Source organism: Maribacter polysiphoniae (genome assembly GCF_003148665.1).
Lineage (GTDB): Bacteria > Bacteroidota > Bacteroidia > Flavobacteriales > Flavobacteriaceae > Maribacter_A > Maribacter_A polysiphoniae.
In genome coordinates this window covers 1-20,196 of the sequence record NZ_QGGQ01000012.1, presented here as the reverse complement: position 1 = coordinate 20,196, position 20,196 = coordinate 1, and the positions used below count along the sequence as shown (strand labels likewise).

Annotated in this window: 11 protein-coding genes; 6 read left to right on the top strand and 5 right to left on the bottom strand. The window is 39.6% G+C overall.

All coding sequences use genetic code 11. The features are described 5' to 3' along the window. Nucleotides 1–9: 9 nt before the first annotated feature. From LX92_RS18655 to LX92_RS18640, 4 genes are all read right to left on the bottom strand, one after another. Nucleotides 10–2,430, bottom strand: coding sequence for a GAF domain-containing protein (locus LX92_RS18655; protein ID WP_109653887.1), 2,421 nt, complete (start codon nucleotides 2,428–2,430; stop codon nucleotides 10–12). Between the two features lie 27 nt (nucleotides 2,431–2,457). Beyond that, nucleotides 2,458–6,285, bottom strand: coding sequence for a sensor histidine kinase (locus LX92_RS18650; RefSeq protein ID WP_109653885.1), 3,828 nt, complete (start codon nucleotides 6,283–6,285; stop codon nucleotides 2,458–2,460). A 33-nt stretch (nucleotides 6,286–6,318) separates the two neighbouring features. Then, the gene (locus LX92_RS18645) at nucleotides 6,319–9,330 is read right to left on the bottom strand and encodes an ATP-binding protein (RefSeq protein ID WP_109653883.1); all 3,012 of its coding nucleotides are present in this window, start codon (nucleotides 9,328–9,330) and stop codon (nucleotides 6,319–6,321) included. Nucleotides 9,331–9,475: 145 nt separating this feature from the next. Continuing rightward, entirely contained in the window at nucleotides 9,476–11,413 is a 1,938-nt protein-coding gene (locus tag LX92_RS18640; protein WP_109653881.1) for a S9 family peptidase, read from the bottom strand. A 295-nt stretch (nucleotides 11,414–11,708) separates the two neighbouring features. Between LX92_RS18640 and LX92_RS18635 the strand changes: the two genes are divergently transcribed. Both LX92_RS18635 and LX92_RS18630 read left to right on the top strand, forming a co-directional pair. After that, on the top strand, nucleotides 11,709–12,551 hold the full coding sequence (locus tag LX92_RS18635; RefSeq protein WP_109653879.1) for a 1,4-dihydroxy-2-naphthoyl-CoA synthase: 843 nt from the start codon (nucleotides 11,709–11,711) through the stop codon (nucleotides 12,549–12,551). A gap of 115 nt (nucleotides 12,552–12,666) precedes the next feature. Then, a complete protein-coding gene (locus LX92_RS18630) occupies nucleotides 12,667–13,899 on the top strand; it encodes an FISUMP domain-containing protein (RefSeq protein ID WP_109653877.1) in 1,233 nt (410 codons plus the stop codon). Between the two features lie 250 nt (nucleotides 13,900–14,149). Here LX92_RS18630 and LX92_RS18625 read toward each other — a convergent pair whose 3' ends face one another. Then, the gene (locus tag LX92_RS18625; RefSeq protein ID WP_109653875.1) at nucleotides 14,150–15,478 is read right to left on the bottom strand and encodes a serine hydrolase domain-containing protein; all 1,329 of its coding nucleotides are present in this window, start codon (nucleotides 15,476–15,478) and stop codon (nucleotides 14,150–14,152) included. A 227-nt stretch (nucleotides 15,479–15,705) separates the two neighbouring features. Between LX92_RS18625 and LX92_RS18620 the strand changes: the two genes are divergently transcribed. The 4 genes from LX92_RS18620 to LX92_RS18605 are packed head-to-tail and all read left to right on the top strand — an operon-like array spanning nucleotide 15,706 to nucleotide 19,804. Further along, a complete protein-coding gene (locus LX92_RS18620) occupies nucleotides 15,706–17,241 on the top strand; it encodes an FG-GAP repeat domain-containing protein (RefSeq protein ID WP_109653873.1) in 1,536 nt (511 codons plus the stop codon). Then, nucleotides 17,228–17,659, top strand: coding sequence for a 3D domain-containing protein (locus LX92_RS18615; RefSeq protein WP_109653871.1), 432 nt, complete (start codon nucleotides 17,228–17,230; stop codon nucleotides 17,657–17,659). The genes LX92_RS18620 and LX92_RS18615 overlap by 14 nt, the downstream gene beginning before the upstream one ends. 11 nt (nucleotides 17,660–17,670) lie before the next feature. Further along, nucleotides 17,671–18,333, top strand: coding sequence for a peptidoglycan recognition protein family protein (locus tag LX92_RS18610; protein WP_109654117.1), 663 nt, complete (start codon nucleotides 17,671–17,673; stop codon nucleotides 18,331–18,333). A 1-nt stretch (nucleotide 18,334) separates the two neighbouring features. Then, a complete protein-coding gene (locus LX92_RS18605; RefSeq protein WP_109653869.1) occupies nucleotides 18,335–19,804 on the top strand; it encodes a M14 family metallopeptidase in 1,470 nt (489 codons plus the stop codon). Nucleotides 19,805–20,196: the final 392 nt, after the last annotated feature.

The window sequence follows — 20,196 nt, the reverse complement described above, 5'->3', positions numbered from 1 at the left end:
CATACTGGTCTAGTTGTTGGTTGCATTTGGTAATTCTATAATAAATGTGGTTCCCTTATTTTCTGTTGTTTCCACCATTAATTTTCCCCCATGGCCCTTCGTCACAATATCATAACTCATACTTAAGCCCAGCCCAGTGCCTTCACCTGTGGGTTTGGTGGTGAAAAAAGGTTGAAATATTTTTTCTTTAACTTTTTCGGGAATACCATTCCCATTATCTGAAACATGTATCGTTATATGGTCATCGTTCTTTTTGGTACTGACAGAAACTATAGGATTAAAATTTACATCTTTTTGCTTCTTTTCATTCACGGCATAAAAGGCATTGGTAATTAAATTGAGAATTACCCGCCCCATATCTTGGGGTATACTATTTACTTTTCCTATACCCTCATCAAAATCAGTTACCAATTCAGCATTGAACGATTTATCCTTGGCCCTTAATCCGTGGTAGGCCAAGCGTAAATACTCATCAGCCAGTTTATTGATATCCGTGGGTTCTTTTTCCACCGTACTTTTTCTACTGTGCTGTAACATCCCTTTTACAATACCCTCGGCCCGTTTACCGTGGTGGTTTATTTTTTTAAGGTTTTGTTTGATATCCGTCGCAATACATTTTGCTTCCTCCAAATCACCTTTATCCAGTTCCTCGTTCATCTCGTCAATAAGTTCATTACTTACTTCACTAAAGTTATTGACGAAGTTCAGCGGATTTTGGATTTCATGGGCAATGCCAGCGGTGAGTTCTCCCAGACTTGCCATTTTTTCTACTTGGATGAGTTGTTCTTGTGCTGATTTAAGGTCGTTGAGAGCAATTTGCAATTTCTCATAGGCTTCAGCATTTTGTATCGCTACACCAACATTGGCAGCAATCGTTTTAAGTAATCGTAAATCATATTCATTAAAACGGTTTTCTTTTTCCGTACTTTGAACACTAATGACACCTGTGGCAGTATTACCCGTTACAATAGGAACTCCTAGATATGATTGAACCCATTTTCCTTTCTTATCAGCATCAATTTCCTCATATGCTTTTTCCATATCCTTATTGATAAGTAAAGGTTCATTATTGATAATGATTTTTTCCGTGATTCCATTACCAAACTCCCTCGATTTCGCATCGTCTTCTCCATACATATAGGGAAAATGAAGCATGTTTGCCTTCTTATCATGCAGTGCCAAATAAACAACATCGGCATTAAAAGTTTGAAGCATCTGATCACCTATTAATTTGATAAGCGATTTTAGGTCGAGTTGGGCAACTAAGGCATGGCTGATCTTATTAACAGTCTGTAATTCTGTTGCACGTTGTTTTGTTTCTTCCAATAGTCGCGTTGTTTCATTGAAGAGTCTAGCGTTCTCCAACGCAACGGTCATACTATTGGCAAGTGTATTTAATAACCTAATGTCAGGTTCTGAAAAGGCATTTTCGCTTTCAACGTTTTGTAAACTGACGTAGCCTCTCACTTCCTTACCCATTATCATCGGGACGTATAGTGCAGATTTGGTAAATTGTGTACCAGGAATAACGGTAGGAACCTCACCGGTAATCTTCGTCCACATTGCATCAACATTTTCGTTCAAATAGATAAATTCCTTTGAATCGATTATTTTTTGCCTTAAGATATCAATAGGACGGGAGTTAATATTAAATCTTTCGCCATCTTCAAATACATAATTGAATTCTTCAAGTTTATCTTTATGGTCAAACGTAGAAATAGCGACCACTTGTGCATCAAAAAGGTCTCGGATTTTATCTCCTACCAAATCGTAAATGCCCTGCATATCCATTTCGGCAACAAGACCTTCCTGTACACTATTAATAACGGCAAGTTCGGCATTCCGCTGTTCGGCCTCATTGAACAAGCGTGCATTTTCAAGGCCATTGACCATACTATTGGCAATTGATTCCAATAATTTTATATCAGTTGGCGAAAAGGCAAGTTCCCTATCTAAATTTTGAATACTAACATATCCAAATACCGTATTTCTAACCATCATAGGAACCAATAAAATTGATTTTGGCAATCGGGTTCCAGGAACGGCTTGTGCTGGTTTTCCTGCAATTTCAGCAACTTTGGTGGGTAAATTTTGATCAATTAGAATTAACTTTTTCCCATCAATCAAAAGTTTTCGTACAGCATCCAACTTTCTTGGCTTTGGACGAATCAATTCGCCGTCCTCATACAAAAAGTTGAAAATTTCCATCTGTTTATCATGATCAATGGTGTAAATGCCAACAACCTGTGCATCAAACAAGTTCCGTATATTGTCCCCCACCATATCATATACACCCTGCATACCGATCTCTTTATTGATGGCATCTTGTATACTATTCAATAAGGATAGCTCCGCTTCTCGTTGCTTCAATTGATAGGCCAACGAGTTTAAATTGGTTTCTTCTTTGTTTATTTCGTCCTTAGTGTTCATGATATAACAAGTATTGGATGTTATTTATTAGACCGGTAATGTGATCCAAAATGTTGTGCCTATATGATTTTCTGATTCAACGTGAATTTCTCCATCATGGGCTTTAATGATATCGTAACTCATACTCAAACCCAAGCCGGTACCTTGCCCTGTGGGTTTTGTAGTAAAAAAAGGTTGGAAAATTTTCTCTTTAACTTTATCAGGAATACCATCACCATTATCCGTTACCTTAATTTCCAAATGATCTCCGGTCTTTTTAGTACTGACAGCAACTATGGGTTTAAAATTGTTGTCTTTTTGCTTTTTCTCGTTGACAGCATAAAAGGCATTCGTAATTAAATTAAGGATTACCCGCCCCATGTCTTGGGGTATTATATTTACTTTTCCAATATGCTCATCAAAATCGGTTACCAGTTCGGCATTAAATGATTTGTCTTTTGCCCGTAATCCGTGATAAGCCAACCGCAAATATTCGTCAGCCAAAGCATTAATGTCCGTAGGTTCTTTTGTGCCACTACTGCTCCTTGAGTGTTGTAACATACCCTTTACAATATTGTCCGCACGTTTACCATGGTGGTATATTTTTTCAAGATTTTGTTTGATATCCAATGAAATAGCCTTGGCCTCTTCAAGATCCCCTTTATCCAGTTCCTCGTTCATTTCATCAATGAGTTCATTACTAACTTCAGAGAAATTGTTGACAAAGTTTAATGGATTTTGAATTTCATGGGCAATACCCGCTGTAAGTTCTCCAAGGGAGGCCATTTTTTCTGATTGGATGAGTTGAGACTGAGTATTCTTTAGCTTGTTGTAGGCTTTTGCTATTTCCTTTGCATGTGCCAACTCTTTTTCACGGGATCGTTCTTGTTCTTTTCGTTTGATTTTTGCCCGCATAAAGCGGTTTACCATAATAAAGCCAAGAAGTACTACCACCGCATACAATGCATAGGCCCACCATCGTTGCCACCATGGCGCAGCAATAATGATATTTAAGATTTTTCCTTCTTCGTTCCAGATACCATAGGCGTTGGAAGCCCTTATCGCAAATTGATATTCACCTGGATATAAGTTGGTATAGGAGGCGAAATTTCGATTGTCATAGATCCAATCTTCATCGTACCCGATAAGCTTGTGGGCATATTGATTCTTTTCTGGATTTGCGAAGTGTAAGGCCGAAAATTCAAAACTCAAGTTGTTCTGTTGATGGGATAAATTAAGCACATCGGTGTTTAGCAAACTTGTTGTCAGCGGACTTTCCGATCCCATATCCAAAACCGATTTATTTGAGATCAACACATTAGAAATAAGTAAATCAGGCGGTGTATTGTTCGCCGTGATACTTTTGAAAGAGGTGAGGCCATGATCGCCGCCAAAGTAAAAAGTACCATCCGTACTGCGTGCAGCGCCCAAGGGTATAAAAATATCACCACCAAGACCATCGGTTGTGTTATAATTTATAAAGGTTACTTTACCCAAACTTTCGTTGGTAACCATTTGTGAGATTCCGTTTTGTGTACCAATCCACATTTCACCATTATCACCTTCCAAAATTACCTCTGTGAGGTTGGTGGGAAGCCCATCGATCTCTGTAAATTGGGTGAATATTCCGGTATCAGGGTCAAGCTTATTAATTCCCTCTGACGTAGCCAGCCAAATAATACCTTTACTATCTTCTAGGATGTCTGAAATACTAGTACTAGACAATGAGTTTTCCTTTTTTGGGTCAAAGTCATAATAGGTTACTTCATTGGTTTCAGGATCAATTCTATTCAAGCCTTGCCCATTCGCGCTAACCCATATATATTTGGTGCCTATTTCAATGTCTGAAATATTGTTACCTCCCATTACAATACCTTTTTTATTTTCGGCAATACGTTGCTCAAATGATGCAGATTGCTTGTCGTTTAAAGGTTTTATAAGTGATAAACCATATAGGGACGTTTGATCCGGCGGGTCTTCATTCCATGCGTCATAGGCATGGCTATTATCTGCTTTAAATCGTAATGTATAAGAGCCAGGTTGAAGTGTTATAGGCGCCATGACAATCCTATTTTTTGCTGCACCTCCAGCATAATAAGATTCTTCAAAGTTGTTAAATTTCCATATCGTATCGTTTTGTGCGTTCTCTATCCATCCATAATCAGCCATACTTCTGGAATCTCCTTCCCCTACAGACATGATAAAATAGGTGTCCTCTTCATTTATTTCTATAGCTTGGGAGCGGTCTTCAGAATCTTTGACCTTATCAATGAGTCCCATACTTTGATCTGATCGGGATAATGTATCAAATTCTTTCACTAAATTTTGTGGATAGGCAAGGGTGAATTTGCTCATCAATCGCTGGAAATTTCCAGTAGCAGGGTCAAAAATATTTACTCCATTATTGGTGCCAACCCAGAGTTTGCCTCGCCCATCTGCCCTAATGACACGTACTTGCGTGTTAGATAGGGTATTGGTATTATCAGCTTCATATTTGTACCTGTTGATTTCACGATAATTTTTATCCAGTTCAATTAATCCATCGCCCCAAGTACCCAACCAAAGGGTGCCATCTGGGTCTTCCGCAATACTTCTTACAGATCCACCAAAATAATCATCAACGACATCAAAAGCTACTTTTTCGAAGCTTCGTTTTTTTGGGTCAAAAATATTCAATCCCTCACCTCTCGATCCAACGTACATGGTGCCTGGTTTTACGGTAGAAGCAAGAATGCCAAAAACGCCATTAGGGCTAATACTCAGAGGGTCCTCTTCTATATGGGAAAAATAGGAAAATGGTTTGTTGATCGGGTCGTATTTCAATAAACCGGATTCCAAACTCCCAAACCAAAAAATACCGCTACGATCAACAATTAAATGGCTCATTGTAATGTCCCACATAGCACCATTCATTTTTAATTTTCCTGCGATTGTAATTTCTTGGTAATTATCCGTAATTCCATCAAATTTTAATATTCCCTTAAAATTATTGGTGATCCATATATTACCCTGTTGGTCAGGTAAAATCTTATTCAGCCTATCGTAAAGTCTAGTTTCGGAATCACTGTAGTCGACAAGGGTTTTTAGGTTATTGGTTTTCGGATTGAATTTGTATATGCCTTTACGAGTGGTTAACCAAAGTATATTGTTGGTATCCGAATATATTGATGAGATATGATTATTTGGATTTACGAAGTCAAACCCTTCCAAATTATCAGCTTTTACCGGCTTAAAGGTTTTTTCGTCTTTACTCATGTGCATTAAACCATAAAGGGTGGAGCCAAACCAAATACCTCCTTGTGCATCTTCGGTTATTGCAATACTAAAACCATTATGGTCTGGGTCGGTTATATTTGGGATGTCATACTCGGCAAAACCCCAGCTATCAGTTTCAGGATTATATTTCACCAATTCCATTGCTTGTGTAGCTGCCCAAATGCGTTGTTGAGAATCAATAAAAACGGTAAAAACACGACCTACGTCTGGGGGTAAATCAAATAGTTCCACAAAAGCATAATTGATAAATTCATTTTTCTTTCGGTCATACTTGGATACTCCTTCGTCCGTTGCCACCCATATATCTTGGTTTGCATCCTCTGCAAGGCCCCAAATACCATTAGTAAGTAAACTATAGGGGTTGTTTGGTACATGTTTAAACGTCTCAAATCTGTAGCCATCATATTTTTGTAGGCCATTACTTGTTCCAATCCATAATAAACCATAGCTATCTTGTAAAACCTCTTTTACGTCTGGAGAGGCAAGACCATCGGCAATGCTTAAATAGGTGGGGTTTATCTGCTGTTGCTTCACTTGGGCAAATCCAAAAGAAGTTATTAGGCAGATTAGAGCAGTAATGAATCTGGTCTTTGCTTTCATCTCATTTTTATTGGTTCGGTCACAATTACACTACTATACTGGCAACGTAATATTAAATTGCGTTCCCTCATTTTCTATGGTTTCTACATGGAGTTTCCCCCCATGCCCTTTGGTCACAATATCATAGCTCATGCTTAGCCCCAGACCAGTACCTTGACCTGTTGGTTTGGTAGTAAAAAAGGGTTGGAATATTTTCTCTTTGACCTTTTCGGGAATGCCATCACCATTATCAGAAACACTAATGCTAATATGGTTACCTAGGCTTTTGGTACTTACAGAGACTATAGGTTTAAAATCTGTGTCTTTTTGCTTTTTCTCGTTAACGGCATAAAAGGCATTCGTAATTAAATTGAGAATAACTCGCCCCATGTCTTGCGGTATCATGTTTACTTTTCCAATATGCTCGTCAAAATCAGTTATCAGTTCGGCATTAAATGATTTATCCTTTGCCCGCAGACCATGATAGGCCAAGCGCAAATACTCATCTGCAAGGGTATTGATATCAGTTGGTTCCTTTTTGCCACTACTACTTCTTGAATGTTGCAGCATACCCTTTACAATATTGTCTGCACGTTTACCGTGATGGTTTATTTTTTCAAGGTTTTGTTTGATATCCGTTGCAATGAACCTTGCTTCCTCCAAATCACCTTTATCCAGTTCCTCGTTCATTTCATCAATAAGTTCATTACTGACTTCACTAAAGTTGTTGACGAAGTTTAACGGATTCTGTATTTCATGGGCAATGCCAGCGGTTAGTTCTCCCAAACTTGCCATCTTTTCGGCTTGGATCAATTGCTTTTGTGTAGTTTGAAGATTGTAAAGTGTATCTTCCAATCTCTTTTTTTCGGTATGTAGGGCAGTGGCCTGCTCTTCTTTTACCTGTAGATCCAAAAAACGGGTATAAGTCTGTTCGAATACCGTGGCAAAACGCTTGAATATGTCATGGGATTTTGGTACTCTTTCATAGGTAATGAACATTACATAACCATATTTGAAATAACATATATGGAATATTTGAAAGGAGGGAAGTGGATGTCCTGCTTTTAGGACACCCTCGATCACTTCACCAAAGACGGGAAGTGTACGCATAAACACATAATGTTCTTTAATGAGTTCACCGCCTAGTTCACCAATATGAAAATTTTCCCCGTTTTTTAAAGGTGTATCAAAATCATAACCCACACCAACGTTGGGCAATACGAATGGCTTTTGAATAACGCCCTCACTACTCATAAATGCGGTAGCCCCTTTTTTATCATCTGTCCAAATACAATAGCCCGCACTCCAAGCTGGAATGCCCAGTTCCTGAACTTGTAAAAACAGGTCGTTGGCGGCCTCAGGAAGTTCGTTGCTGTGTTGCATGGCCATTGTACGTGTACGTACTCGCTCTAAAGCGGTTTCTATCTGTGATTCCCGTGCTTGCGCTTCGGCTTTTTGAAGGTCTATGAAACGTGTATAGGTTTGCTCAAAAACCTTTGCAAAACGTTTGAAAATATCATAGGCATCCGGTACCGGTTCCCTGGTGATAAATAACAAATACCCATATTTAAAATAGACGACATGGTCTATTTGATAGGTAGGGAAACCGTTATTGGTTTTCTTTAATTGTTTTAAAACGTCGCCAATTACAGGAAGGGAGCTCATAAATTCATAATGGGCCACACATTCATCACCTGAAAATTCTTGAATATATAGTGTTTCCCCGTTTTGACCTCTATCGTAATACTTCTTGAATATCCCGGCCCTTGGAACTGTGTAGGTGTGTAAAATCCCTGCTTCATTACCAAACCATTCGGTAGATTCGTTTTCCCCATAAATATTGAAAGCGCAACCCCAAGTCTTTATACCCAAAGCTCTTACTTGTTGATCCAATAGAAATGATGTTTCCTGCAATTCATCACTATGATGCATGGCCATGGTTCTACTTCGCACTTTTTCCAATGCCAATTCGATCTGGACTTCACGCGCTTGTTTTTCAGATTTTTGAAGGTCAAGAAATCTTTGGTGTGCCAAATCAAAGGCTTCTGCAAATTTCACTAAGATTTTTTGGTCCTCCTTTGGAGGGTTTTCAACTACACCGGGCAGGCTATATCCTATTTCCCCGTGGGTGGTACGCGCCATAACAAAGGTTAGTCCACCAATATGCCGAATATCATCATGGGTAGGGGCTTGGGGGTCGATCTGTTGAAAATTGCCCAATGTGATCATTTTATCCACATAATCAATGGCAGCTTCAGCGTCCATGGCATAAACAACTATGGGATCGGTACTTTTTTCCCATTGGGCCAATAGTGGAATATCCCCGTGCATATGTCTAGGGAGTTCCATCACCATGCCAATACGGGTACCATCACCCGAGGTCATGGCTTTCTCATATTTATCTGGCAACCACATCATATGCCAGAAATACTGTGCCTCGTAACCCAATTTGAGAAATTCAGTCCGTAAGGTCACCACCACATCCAAAAGGTCTTCAGAGACGATCATTACCAAGGCCTTTGCTCGAATACGCTCTAAGGCTCCCTCAATTTCAAGTTCCCCATTTTTTTCTTCGAGTTCAATAGTCCGTCGTTGTATAGCTTCCCTTAACTCTAGGTTTTCCTTGCTTATCTTATCCAAGCCCAGCGTTTCCCCATCTTGGGCCTTGCTATCGGGTGTAGAATAATGTTGATACACAAAATGCCAACCATCATTATTCTTCTCCAATACATTGCTGAATCGAAATCGGTCATAAAAATTCCAAATTTCCCCATTCGAGAACCATGCATCGAAGATGTGGGTTATAATTACCAATTCCCCAAACTGTTCAACAATTTTGGTTTCATTGCGTAACTGGGTCTTTCCTGAAAATTGTTCTGCGGTATTCCTAAAAAAATCAGTGGTATCCTTTCTGTTCAAAAACTCTTCATTATTGGTAGAACCTATAAAATGAAAGGCATTGTCAAAATAAGAATCATAGGTTTCAATATCCCCATTTAAGTAACTGTGAAGCCATTTGTCATAGACTTCGGTTACCTGTTGTTGGTTTTGTTTGGTTGGTTTCATATATGGTTGTTCATTGGTACTAAAATGATGAACGTTGTATGATTTTCATAAAAGTTTCTCTCATAGGGAAACAAGGGTGTTTAGGGTTGGATGATCTATAAAATTACGATTGTCGAAACTGCTGTTATCGGTAAAGGGAAAAGCATCACTCTTCCTCTTCAATTTCAATTTTGGGGACTTCTCCCTCAACAGGTAGGTGCTCTTTTTTAAGGTATCGGTCCAAAAACTTCAATATTCGGCTATACGCTTCTATTTGATTTTCCTTTTTTACAAAGCCGTGACCTTCATCCTCAAACAATACATATTCCACAGGAACATTGTTTTTCCGTACGCCTGCCACGATCTCATCGGACTCTACTTGTAAAACCCTTGGGTCTTCTGAGCCTTGTAGTACTATTAAGGGCTTGGTAACCTTGTCGGTATGGAATAAAGGTGAAATACGTCTTAAACGAACGGAATCCGCCGAATAGGGATCACCCAATTCCAGGTACAGGGCCTCTCGAAACGATTCCCAATACGGAGGAATACTTTTTAAGGTACGCAGCCAATTGGTGACACCAAATAAATTAACACCTACATCAAACTCCTCTGGAGTGTATGTTAATGCCGCCATCGTCATGTATCCACCATACGACCCGCCAATAATCCCTATTTTTTCGCCGTCGATTTCAGGCTGTTCGGCTAACCAGTTTTTACCCTCTACACAATCCTGGAGATCTTTTTCACCATGATTCTTATCGTCCATTTTAAAAAAGGTCTTTCCATAGCCACTACTGCCACGATTGTTCACGGCCAAAACGGCATAGCCATGATTGACCATATACTGGATCAAAGAGCTGAAATTTTGACGTGTCTGACCACCAGGACCGCCATGCACCCATACCAAGGCCGGTACTTTATTGGTTTCGGAAGCCTGATATGGCAAATAATAAATGGCAGGAATCTCCGTGCCATCAAACGAATTAAATCGAATCACTTTGGCATTGACCAAATCTTCAGCATCAATAGCATCATTCAAAACATGGGTCAATTTGTATTGTTCCTTGGTCTTAAGATTATAGGTATACAAATCTGAAGGTGCATTAGAACCACCAACATACATCCGCATCCATTCTTCGTTATCACTAAAATTGACACTTGTAATACTCTTGTTATCAAAATCCGGCATATCAATAGGCTGCATTGTTTTGGCATCCAATATATCAATGGCATTTTTTCCGTCTTCATTGGTATAAACTACCATGTAATTTCCTTGCGAGGTAAAACCACTTCCCATAATGTCCCAAGACTTCTCAACGACCTTTTTCTTTTCCTTGGTCTCCAAATCATAGGACATCAAATAGGAGAATTCACCACCATCATCAGTGGTGTAGTAAAAAGTTGAATTATCCACCGAAAAATCCTGGGCGGAATTTGCACTTCGGTTTTCATTGATTTTGGCTGTTTCCTTGGTTTTTACATTATAGATAAATAAATCACTGTCATTGGTGTTCATCACCTTTGATAAGGCGATAAAATTCTCATCATCTGACATTTCACTATAATCCAAGCCGTCATTATTTTGGTAGATCATTTCGGATGTATAGTCATCGATCGATAATTTATATACATCAAAAAACCGTGGGTCTCTTTTATTTGACCCGTAATACAAATGGTTTTTATCCTTTGACCATCCATAGAAACCTGCTTTGGCACCTTCCGCAGGGGTTATGTCCTTGATCGAACCATCCAACTCCCGTACAAAAAGATGATCTATTTCATCTCCATTGCCATCTGCGCTGTAAAGCATCCTATTATCATTTGGAAAGTATGATTCCGCAAAAACGGATGTACTATCCGATGCGGTAATCGCTGTCATTTCACCCCCTTTAACAGGAATCGTATAGATATTATAAATACCTGACCGATTACTGGAAACCAATAAATTGTTATTGTCATAAGAAAAGCTTCCTCCACCTACAGACTCATTGTCCATGAACTGATCAATAGTGTATTGTTTGATTTCCCTTTGGACCATCTGAGGTTCTTCTTTGCAAGAAACCAATAACATTACCATTAATAAACCTAAAATTTCCGTTTTCATAAAAATGCATTTTATTTAAATTAAAGATAGGAGGTAAGTGAACCAAGTTCGCTTCCTTTTCCAAGCTGTGCTCTACTACTGCAATAGCTAATAAAAAATGGGGGAGTACTCAAATATAAATAATTTAGCCACACTTTTAACATTCATATATCGATTTCCGAATTTTGGTCTCTTTGTCAGAAAAACTGATGGTGAGTATTTTTTGGAAAAAGACGAAGACAACCTTAACCCATAATTTTATCAAATTGTGTTACTTTGCACTTATTAATTTTGTTGCACATCAAAAACCGATAACATGCAAAAAGCCAGTTGGAAAACCGCCATGGAATTTGAGGACATCACCTATAAAAAAAGTAATGGGGTTGCCCGCATCGCCTTCAACAGGCCCAATGTGCGCAATGCCTTTCGGCCAAAGACCACCAGTGAACTGTACAAGGCATTTTATGATGCCCAGGAAGATACTTCCATAGGGGTTGTTCTACTTTCAGCAGAAGGTCCGTCTACAAAGGATGGGGTATATTCTTTTTGCAGTGGGGGTGACCAAAAGGCTCGTGGACATAAAGGCTACGTTGGTGAGGATGGTATGCACCGTCTTAATATTCTCGAAGTACAGCGTTTGATCCGTTTTATGCCGAAAGTGGTAATCGCCGTAGTCCCGGGTTGGGCCGTTGGTGGCGGACATAGTCTCCATGTGGTCTGTGACCTGACCTTAGCCAGTAAGGAGCATGCCCTTTTTAAACAGACCGATGCCGATGTTACCAGTTTTGATGGCGGGTATGGTTCTGCCTATTTGGCCAAAATGGTCGGACAGAAAAAAGCACGTGAGATTTTCTTTTTAGGTCGAAACTACAACGCTCAGGACGCTTATGAAATGGGAATGGTGAATGCTGTGATCCCTCATGAAGAATTGGAAGATACCGCTTATGAATGGGCTCAGGAAATTCTGGAGAAATCACCCACCTCAATAAAAATGTTGAAGTTCGCCATGAACCTTACCGACGATGGCATGGTAGGACAACAGGTATTTGCAGGGGAAGCAACCCGATTGGCCTATATGACTGAAGAGGCGAAGGAAGGACGGAATGCCTTTTTGGAGAAACGCAAACCCAACTTCGACAAGAATAGCTGGATTCCATGATTCCCATCTATTTATTTGGAAATAGTAAAGTGATTATGAAATCTCTGAAATAGCCATAACATTTAACTTTATTTTAAATTCATTAAATTGATGTTTAGATCCTATAAATTTTTAAATGTTCACTTTAATAAGAAACAAGAGTTTTTTTTCAAAAGTACTGTTTGTCAGTGCTTTTCTTTTTATGGGATGTGAGAGAGATAAGGATCAAGAATCAATTAACATAGTAATTACAACTAAAATTAGTTTCATTAGTGAAACCACGGCAATTGGTGGGGGGCGTATTGATAACGACGGTAAGGGAGTTGTAATTTCAAGGGGCATATGTTGGGATACTGTTCCTTTACCAACTATTCAAAATATAAAAACTGTAGACGGCTACGGGGACGGTAGTTTTATAAGTGAGCTAAAGTACTTGTCACCAAATACCGATTACCACGTTCGGGCTTATGCCAGCAATGCCGAAGGGACGACTTATGGCGAAGAAGTTACTTTTAAAACGAATGGTTCCGACCTTCCCATAGTGCAAACTGCACCTCTATCATTGGTAACATCCACAACGGGAAAAAGTGGAGGAACCATAGTATTTGAAGGTAAAGGAGGGGTAACGGCAAGGGGAGTCTGTTGGAGTGTCAATCCCCTTCCAACAATTGCCGATCAGAAAACCAATAATGGAATGGGGATAGGTTCTTTTTCCAGTACAATTGTTGGTCTGCACAGTGATTCGACATATTATGTAAGAGCTTATGCCACTAATAATGTAGGCACGGCCTATGGAAATTCGGTATATTTAAAACCATTAAAAAGCACTATAAAGGATATTGATGGCAACGTTTATACTACAGTAGCCATTGGTACACAGGTATGGACCGTAGAAAACCTGAATGTCACCAAATATAAGAACGGAGACCCTATAGAGAAAATACAGGACAAATCATTATGGAATAATACCGAAACGGGGGCATATTGCAATTATGACAACGATGTATCCAATTCCAATATTTATGGTAAGCTATATAATTGGTATGCCGCCAGTGATGAACGAAATATTGCCCCGGAAGGATGGCATGTGGCAACGTATGACGAATATTTAGTATTGATTGATTATCTCGGCGGCCCGTGGGAAGCTGCAGAAAAGATGAATAATGGAAGTTTTAAGGCTTTACCTGGAGGAAAACGAAATAGAGATGGGATTTTCTTTGATAAGGGATCACTGCCCTATTTTTGGACCGCGACAGAATATCATGAAGGTAGTGCTTGGGCGAGATATTTATTACTTGATGAGGGAGAATTGAATATAATCAACCTTAGCAAGAACTATGGCTTTTCCATACGTTGTATAAGGGATTAAATTGGTTCTCCTTGTTTTTTAGAATCCCCAAACTAAAAAGAGCCTCACCCTTAATGGACAAGACTCTTTTACGAGAACACTATATGAAAATGAAAAAAATTATTTACTTGATTATTACACGGTAAATGTAACATCAACCTCCCTAGAACAAAAACTCTTGTTGTAACCTTGTGAAGTTTTGTGGTGAAAACCCTAAAAATTGATATTTAATAAAAGAAAAACACTAAATCAGCTCCAATTTCTTTGAAAACTAGTGGATTGCTTTTATCACTTCACTCAAGAAAGCGTTCACATCAAATTCAGGGTCTTCTGCAAGTCCGGTACGTACAACCACTAATTCCTTGGAAGGAATTACGAAGACGTACTGACCTTGATACCCATTCGCTGAATATAAATCCTTGGGGACATCGGGATATTCCCCTTCTGCATTGAGCCAAAAATGGGCTCCATAAGTACCTTTCGAAAATGCGGTTGGTGTCGTAATATAATCCACCCATGAGGCATCAAAAAGCCGTTCCCCATTCCAATCACCCTTATTTAGGTAAAGGAGACCGAATTTTGCCCAATCACGGGTATTGGCCCACCCATAGGAAGAACCAACATAATTCCCCTTCATATCGGTTTCAATGAGCATGGAGTTCATACCGATCCTATCGATCAATGCCTTATAGGGGTAATCCAAATACTCTTGATGGGTTTCAAAACGATCGCGTAATATTCCCGAGAGTAGGTTCGTTGTACCTGAGGAATAATTCCATAGTTCCGTCGGAGCGGCAATTGCTTCTTTTTCTTTTTGGGCCAAGGTCATATCCGCATCCAAAAATAGCATTCGGGTAACATCGGAAATTGCAGTATAATCCTCGTCCCAAGCCAATCCACTCTGCATTCTTAGCAAATGGTCCAGGGTAATGTTTTTTCGTTCGTCTTGTTGCCAGTCTTCAATAGGAGCCGGTACCTTCAAATCAATCTTACCTTCATATTCCAATATACCATAAAGGGTGGCCAAAATACTTTTGGTCATTGACCATCCTAAAATTGGTGTATCCTTGGTAAATCCATCAATATACTTTTCCCCGACAATACGGTTTTTATAAGCAACCAGAACGGTTCTTGTTTTTTGGATTTCAGCATTGGCAAAGGCGCCGTCAATTGCTTTATTAAGTTGTTGGTAATCCACATTATCAAAAACAGTATCCTTAGGGGCTGCATCACCATAAGGAAAAGGAAGATTCGATGCCGTATGGGTCCTATGGGGCGTAAATTGGTATGCATTGATATCATAATCATCGTTTATCAAAACACAGCCGCTACCTTCATTGCAAATGGCCTTACGCTTCATTAGTCCATATACTGTAGCCATCGCACCGTTCTTGATAGCTTCTGCATGGGCCAACTTAATCATGGGGACGTTATGGTCATTCGCATTGACCGATTCCATACTACGGTGGGCGATGAATTGGTTGGAAGCCATGCTTTTTGCGGCAAATCCGGATATGATATTCAGTTTTGGATAATTGAACCAAATAATTCCTGCAAGGAGGATAAGTACAGGAACAACAACTCTTTTTACTACCTTCATAACTTCAATACGGTTTACACACAAATTTAATATTTCTTTTTCCCTTTTATGAATTCAATCCCACATTTGCTAAAACATATTTTATAAATTGCCTAAAATATATAGAACATCCGATTTTTGGTTAAAACCTAAAATTATCGAAAGGCACAGTTTCATGTACTTTTACGGTATATGGCATCAAGAAGTTAGGCAAAACCGGTTGAAGAACCTGTAATCAACACACCCCAATGCGCATTTTTAGATATATCTATTTCGTTGCCATTTTAAGTTTATTAAGTTCATCCTGCTCGAAGAACAAAGAAAAAAAAGCTTTGGCCCTATACCAAGCCCGTTGTGCTGCATGCCACATACCCCCAGATATTCAATCGCTTTCCAAAGAACTATGGAAAAACAAGGTGCTGCCCGATATGGGGGCGAGAATGGGTGTTCGAAATCCAAATTACAATCCGTATAAAGGCCGTTCGTATCAGGAGCAGGAAGCCATGATGAAATCAGGAATATATTCCTTACCCCAAACAATCAAAAATGAGGATTGGCAGCTATTGCAGGATTATATCATTCAACAGGCCCCAGATTCCGTTTCCATGCCCAATAGGGAGATAACACATCATGAAATAGCTATTTTCGGACCAAGACCTATTTCCTTTGACACCTTACCCGGGTTAATGTTCACTTATCTGAATTTTGATGGCCCTTCGGGCAAAATAGAACTCGGGGATATGGCAGGAAGGCTTTTGAACTATGATTACACGACAGGTAGATTGCGTTATTTGAATGCCTATTCCCGACCAATAACCGCCTTTAATAAATCACAACATACCACCTATATTACGGCAGTGGGTAAATTAAATCCCTCCGAGATTCCTTCCGGTAGGGTCTTCGTCGAAAAAGAAGGGACCACTACCCATTTACCCCAAGTTTTGCACAGACCCGTACATACGGTAGTCGATGATCTGAATGGGGATGGGAAGGATGAACTTATCATCAGCGAATTCGGGTACCTTACCGGAAAGCTCTCCATATTGAAATCGAATGATTCCACAGGTTTTGAAAAGCAAGTCCTATCTGGACTTCCGGGAGTGATTCGATCCGTTGTCAAGGATATGGACGGAGATGGGAGAAAGGATATTGTGGCTTTATTTTCCCAAGGGGATGAGAGTATTACCATATTCTACCAAGAAGATGATTTGAAATTCACCATGGATAAGGTCATTCGTTTTAGTCCCATCTATGGGAGTAGTTGGTTTGAGTTGATCGATTATGATAATGATGGGGATGTCGATATTGTAACGGTCAACGGCGATAATGCCGACCTCACGTTTATTCCCAAACCTTATCATGGTATGCGGTTGCATATCAATGATGGGAGTAATCATTTTGAAGAGAAATACTTTTATCCCTTGAACGGTGCCACTAGGGTGGTTGCAAGGGATTTTGATCAGGATGGGGATATCGATTTTGGACTGTTATCCACATTCCCGAATTACCATAATCCTAAAGAATCATCATTTGTTTACTTGGAAAACAAAAATGCGCAGGACTTTACTTTTGAGGATGCGACCCTTGAAGAGGCCAACTTTGCCCGATGGTTGCTTATGGATGCCGGTGATGTCGATAATGATGGGGACCAGGATATTATCCTAAGTTCATTTTCATACGCTTTTACCCAAGTCCCTATTGAAAAAACCAAATATTGGAGGGAAAAAGGTATTGATATTTTGGTTTTGGAGAATAAAACAAGATCGGGGCATGAGCAACAATAAACTTATTGGCTTTCTTATCATTTCCATTTTCTGGGGATGTAAAGAGGATAAAGAAGAGGATCCCTATGTTTGGATCCCTTTGGAAGTTACGGCTACCGCCTACAATTCCCTGCCTTCCCAAACCAATGAGGCACCTACCATCACCGCTTGGGGCGATACGTTGAAACCTGGGGTAAAATCATTGGCCGTTTCCCGTGATTTGATCGCAAAGGGTTTAAAATATGGTACCATGGTGCGGATCGATACTTTTCCCGATACATTTTATATTAATGACAAGATGCATCCCAGATGGAAAAACAAGATTGACATTTATATGGGAAAGCAAATCGATACGGCACTTAATTGGGGAAAAAGAAAGATAATTATTGAATATGCCGTTTTAAAAGAAAAATTGGATTCTTTACCTTTAAACGATTAAAATCAAACATGATGAATAAGATTTTACCGCTTTTCGTCCTACTCGCTGTTACGGCATGCTCAAGTACTAGGAATATTGTGGACAAACCCGTTGTTTTCAATGAGGAACGCAATGAACTTACATTAAAATATTTAAAGGACAGATATGGTTTGGATCAAAAAGAACCAACCATTGTACCTAAGATGGTTGTGTTACATTGGACCGCCATCCCAACCTTTGAAAAGTCCTTTGAGGCTTTCCATGATCCAAAATTACCGAATTGGAGACCAGATATTGAGAGTGTCAGTGGCTTGAATGTCTCTGCCCATTTTTTGATCGATCGTGACGGCACTGTTTACCGATTGATACCGGAAACCACTATGGGGAGGCATGTTATTGGGTTGAACCATTGTGCTATTGGGGTTGAAAACGTTGGGGGTACTGAAGACACCCCACTGACCAAGGCACAATTAAAATCGAATATTTGGCTGGTGAAGTATTTGGCTGAAAAGTACGATATTGAATATGTCATCGGACACCATGAATATACCCTTTTTGAAGGACATGAATTATGGTTGGAAAAAGATGAAGGATACCGAACGACAAAATCGGATCCTGGGGAGGAATTTATGTCCAAGGTCAGAAAGGCGACAAAAAATTACGGATTTAAACCACTACCAAACAATACCAAATAATATGAATCCAAAGTTAATAGTGCTCTTCTTAAGCCTTATCCTATTCCATCCCGTATATTCCCAAAATTCGGATATCACCTCGGAACTCTATAGTACCTATGATACCTACAAGGAACAAAAATTGAATATACGGCGTATAAAACACCATGATTTACAACCGTTGATTGCCAAACATGCCGCTAACCCCATATTTACGATAAACAAGGTGGGGGAGTCCATTGAAGGACGCGATTTGAGTTTGATCAGTATCGGTTCGGGTAAGACCCATGTCTTTTTATGGTCCCAAATGCATGGGAATGAGCCAACTGCCACCCAGGCTATTTTCGATATCCTCAATTTTCTATCCAGTGGGGATTTTAAGTCTGAAAAAGAGGAAATCCTTAACAACCTAACCCTCCACTTTTTGCCGATGTTGAATCCCGATGGGGCAGAACGTTTTCAGCGAAGAAACGTATTGGGGGTCGACATAAATCGGGATGCACTACGGTTACAATCCCCGGAAAGCCAAACCTTAAAACGGGTAAGGGATAGCTTAAAGGCCGATTTCGGCTTTAATCTTCACGATCAAAGCACCTATTACAATGCCGAGCGCACCGATAAGCCAGCCACGGTTTCCTATTTGGCTCCTGCCTATAATTATGAAAAGGACATTAATGAAACACGTGGAAATGCCATGAAAATCATTGTTTTTATGAACAATATCATCCAGAAATATGCTCCAGGGCAAGTAGGGCGTTACAATGATGATTTTGAACCACGGGCCTTTGGGGATAATATACAAAAGTGGGGCACAAGCACCATTTTAATAGAATCCGGTGGATATGCCAATGATGTGGAAAAGCAGGAAATACGGAAACTCAATTATGTATCCATACTTTCGGCCATCTATACGATTGCGGAAGGGAATTATAAGGATATTCCCATTGCGGATTATGAAAAGATCCCCGAAAATGACAGGAAATTGTTTGATTTGAAAATCACCAACGCCACCTATCGCCTTTTGGATAAAAATTATGTCCTTGATTTAGGTATAAATAGATTGGAAGTTGACAAAGAAGGAAAAAACGACTTTTGGTACAGTAGCCGTATTTTGGACCAAGGGGATTTGTCGACCTATTATGGGTATGAAACTATCGATGCCACGGGTTATACCATAAAACAAGGGAAAGTATATCCAAAAACCCTAAACACCTTGGCTGAATTGGAACAGATTAATGCCATGGAACTGTTACAGCAAGGATATACCTTTATACGGATAGCTAAAATTCCTTTAAACGCGTTGGAATCACCCATTCCCTTGAACATTGTGGGAAGTGCCTATGAATCGACCGAACTTCAATTGCAGGTAGGTATTAATCCTACCTTCCTGTTGGAAAAGAATGGAAAACCCGAATATGCGGTTATAAACGGATTCTTATTGGACTTAACCACAGGAAAGGGTGCATTCAAGAATGCGATGATCTACCGATAGTTGTTCTTGCTTAAGGAGGGAAGAAGTGCCATTAGAATCACTAAAAATATGGGATTGCATCCTATACTTAAAAATCCTGGGTTCAGACTCGGCTTTATGTGGTTCCCCAATTGTTTTACCCCTAAGTCATTTCGACCATAGGGAGAAATCATATTCTATAAAGTAACCTTAAGCTACCAGTGTGATTTCTCAGTCCTTTCACTCCTTCGAAATGACGGATTGCCCTAATGAATCTAAAAGTCATTCCGAACGAGCCATGCGAGGAGGAATCGCATCATGTACATATTTATCCTGGCTATAAGCTCACCTTGATGTAATTCCCCAATCGTTTTATCCCTAAGTCATTTCGACCATAGGGAGAAATCATATTCTATAAAGTAGCCTTAAGCTAC

What these genes read in the sequence shown, in the direction of transcription:
- LX92_RS18655 (WP_109653887.1), bottom strand. Translation starts at nt 2,430, where the DNA reads ATGAACACTAAGGACGAAATAAACAAAGAAGAAACCAATTTAAACTCG.
- LX92_RS18650 (WP_109653885.1), bottom strand. Translation starts at nt 6,285, where the DNA reads ATGAAAGCAAAGACCAGATTCATTACTGCTCTAATCTGCCTAATAACT.
- LX92_RS18645 (WP_109653883.1), bottom strand. Translation starts at nt 9,330, where the DNA reads ATGAAACCAACCAAACAAAACCAACAACAGGTAACCGAAGTCTATGAC.
- LX92_RS18640 (WP_109653881.1), bottom strand. Translation starts at nt 11,413, where the DNA reads ATGAAAACGGAAATTTTAGGTTTATTAATGGTAATGTTATTGGTTTCT.
- LX92_RS18635 (WP_109653879.1), top strand. Translation starts at nt 11,709, where the DNA reads ATGCAAAAAGCCAGTTGGAAAACCGCCATGGAATTTGAGGACATCACC.
- LX92_RS18630 (WP_109653877.1), top strand. Translation starts at nt 12,667, where the DNA reads ATGTTCACTTTAATAAGAAACAAGAGTTTTTTTTCAAAAGTACTGTTT.
- LX92_RS18625 (WP_109653875.1), bottom strand. Translation starts at nt 15,478, where the DNA reads ATGAAGGTAGTAAAAAGAGTTGTTGTTCCTGTACTTATCCTCCTTGCA.
- LX92_RS18620 (WP_109653873.1), top strand. Translation starts at nt 15,706, where the DNA reads ATGCGCATTTTTAGATATATCTATTTCGTTGCCATTTTAAGTTTATTA.
- LX92_RS18615 (WP_109653871.1), top strand. Translation starts at nt 17,228, where the DNA reads ATGAGCAACAATAAACTTATTGGCTTTCTTATCATTTCCATTTTCTGG.
- LX92_RS18610 (WP_109654117.1), top strand. Translation starts at nt 17,671, where the DNA reads ATGAATAAGATTTTACCGCTTTTCGTCCTACTCGCTGTTACGGCATGC.
- LX92_RS18605 (WP_109653869.1), top strand. Translation starts at nt 18,335, where the DNA reads ATGAATCCAAAGTTAATAGTGCTCTTCTTAAGCCTTATCCTATTCCAT.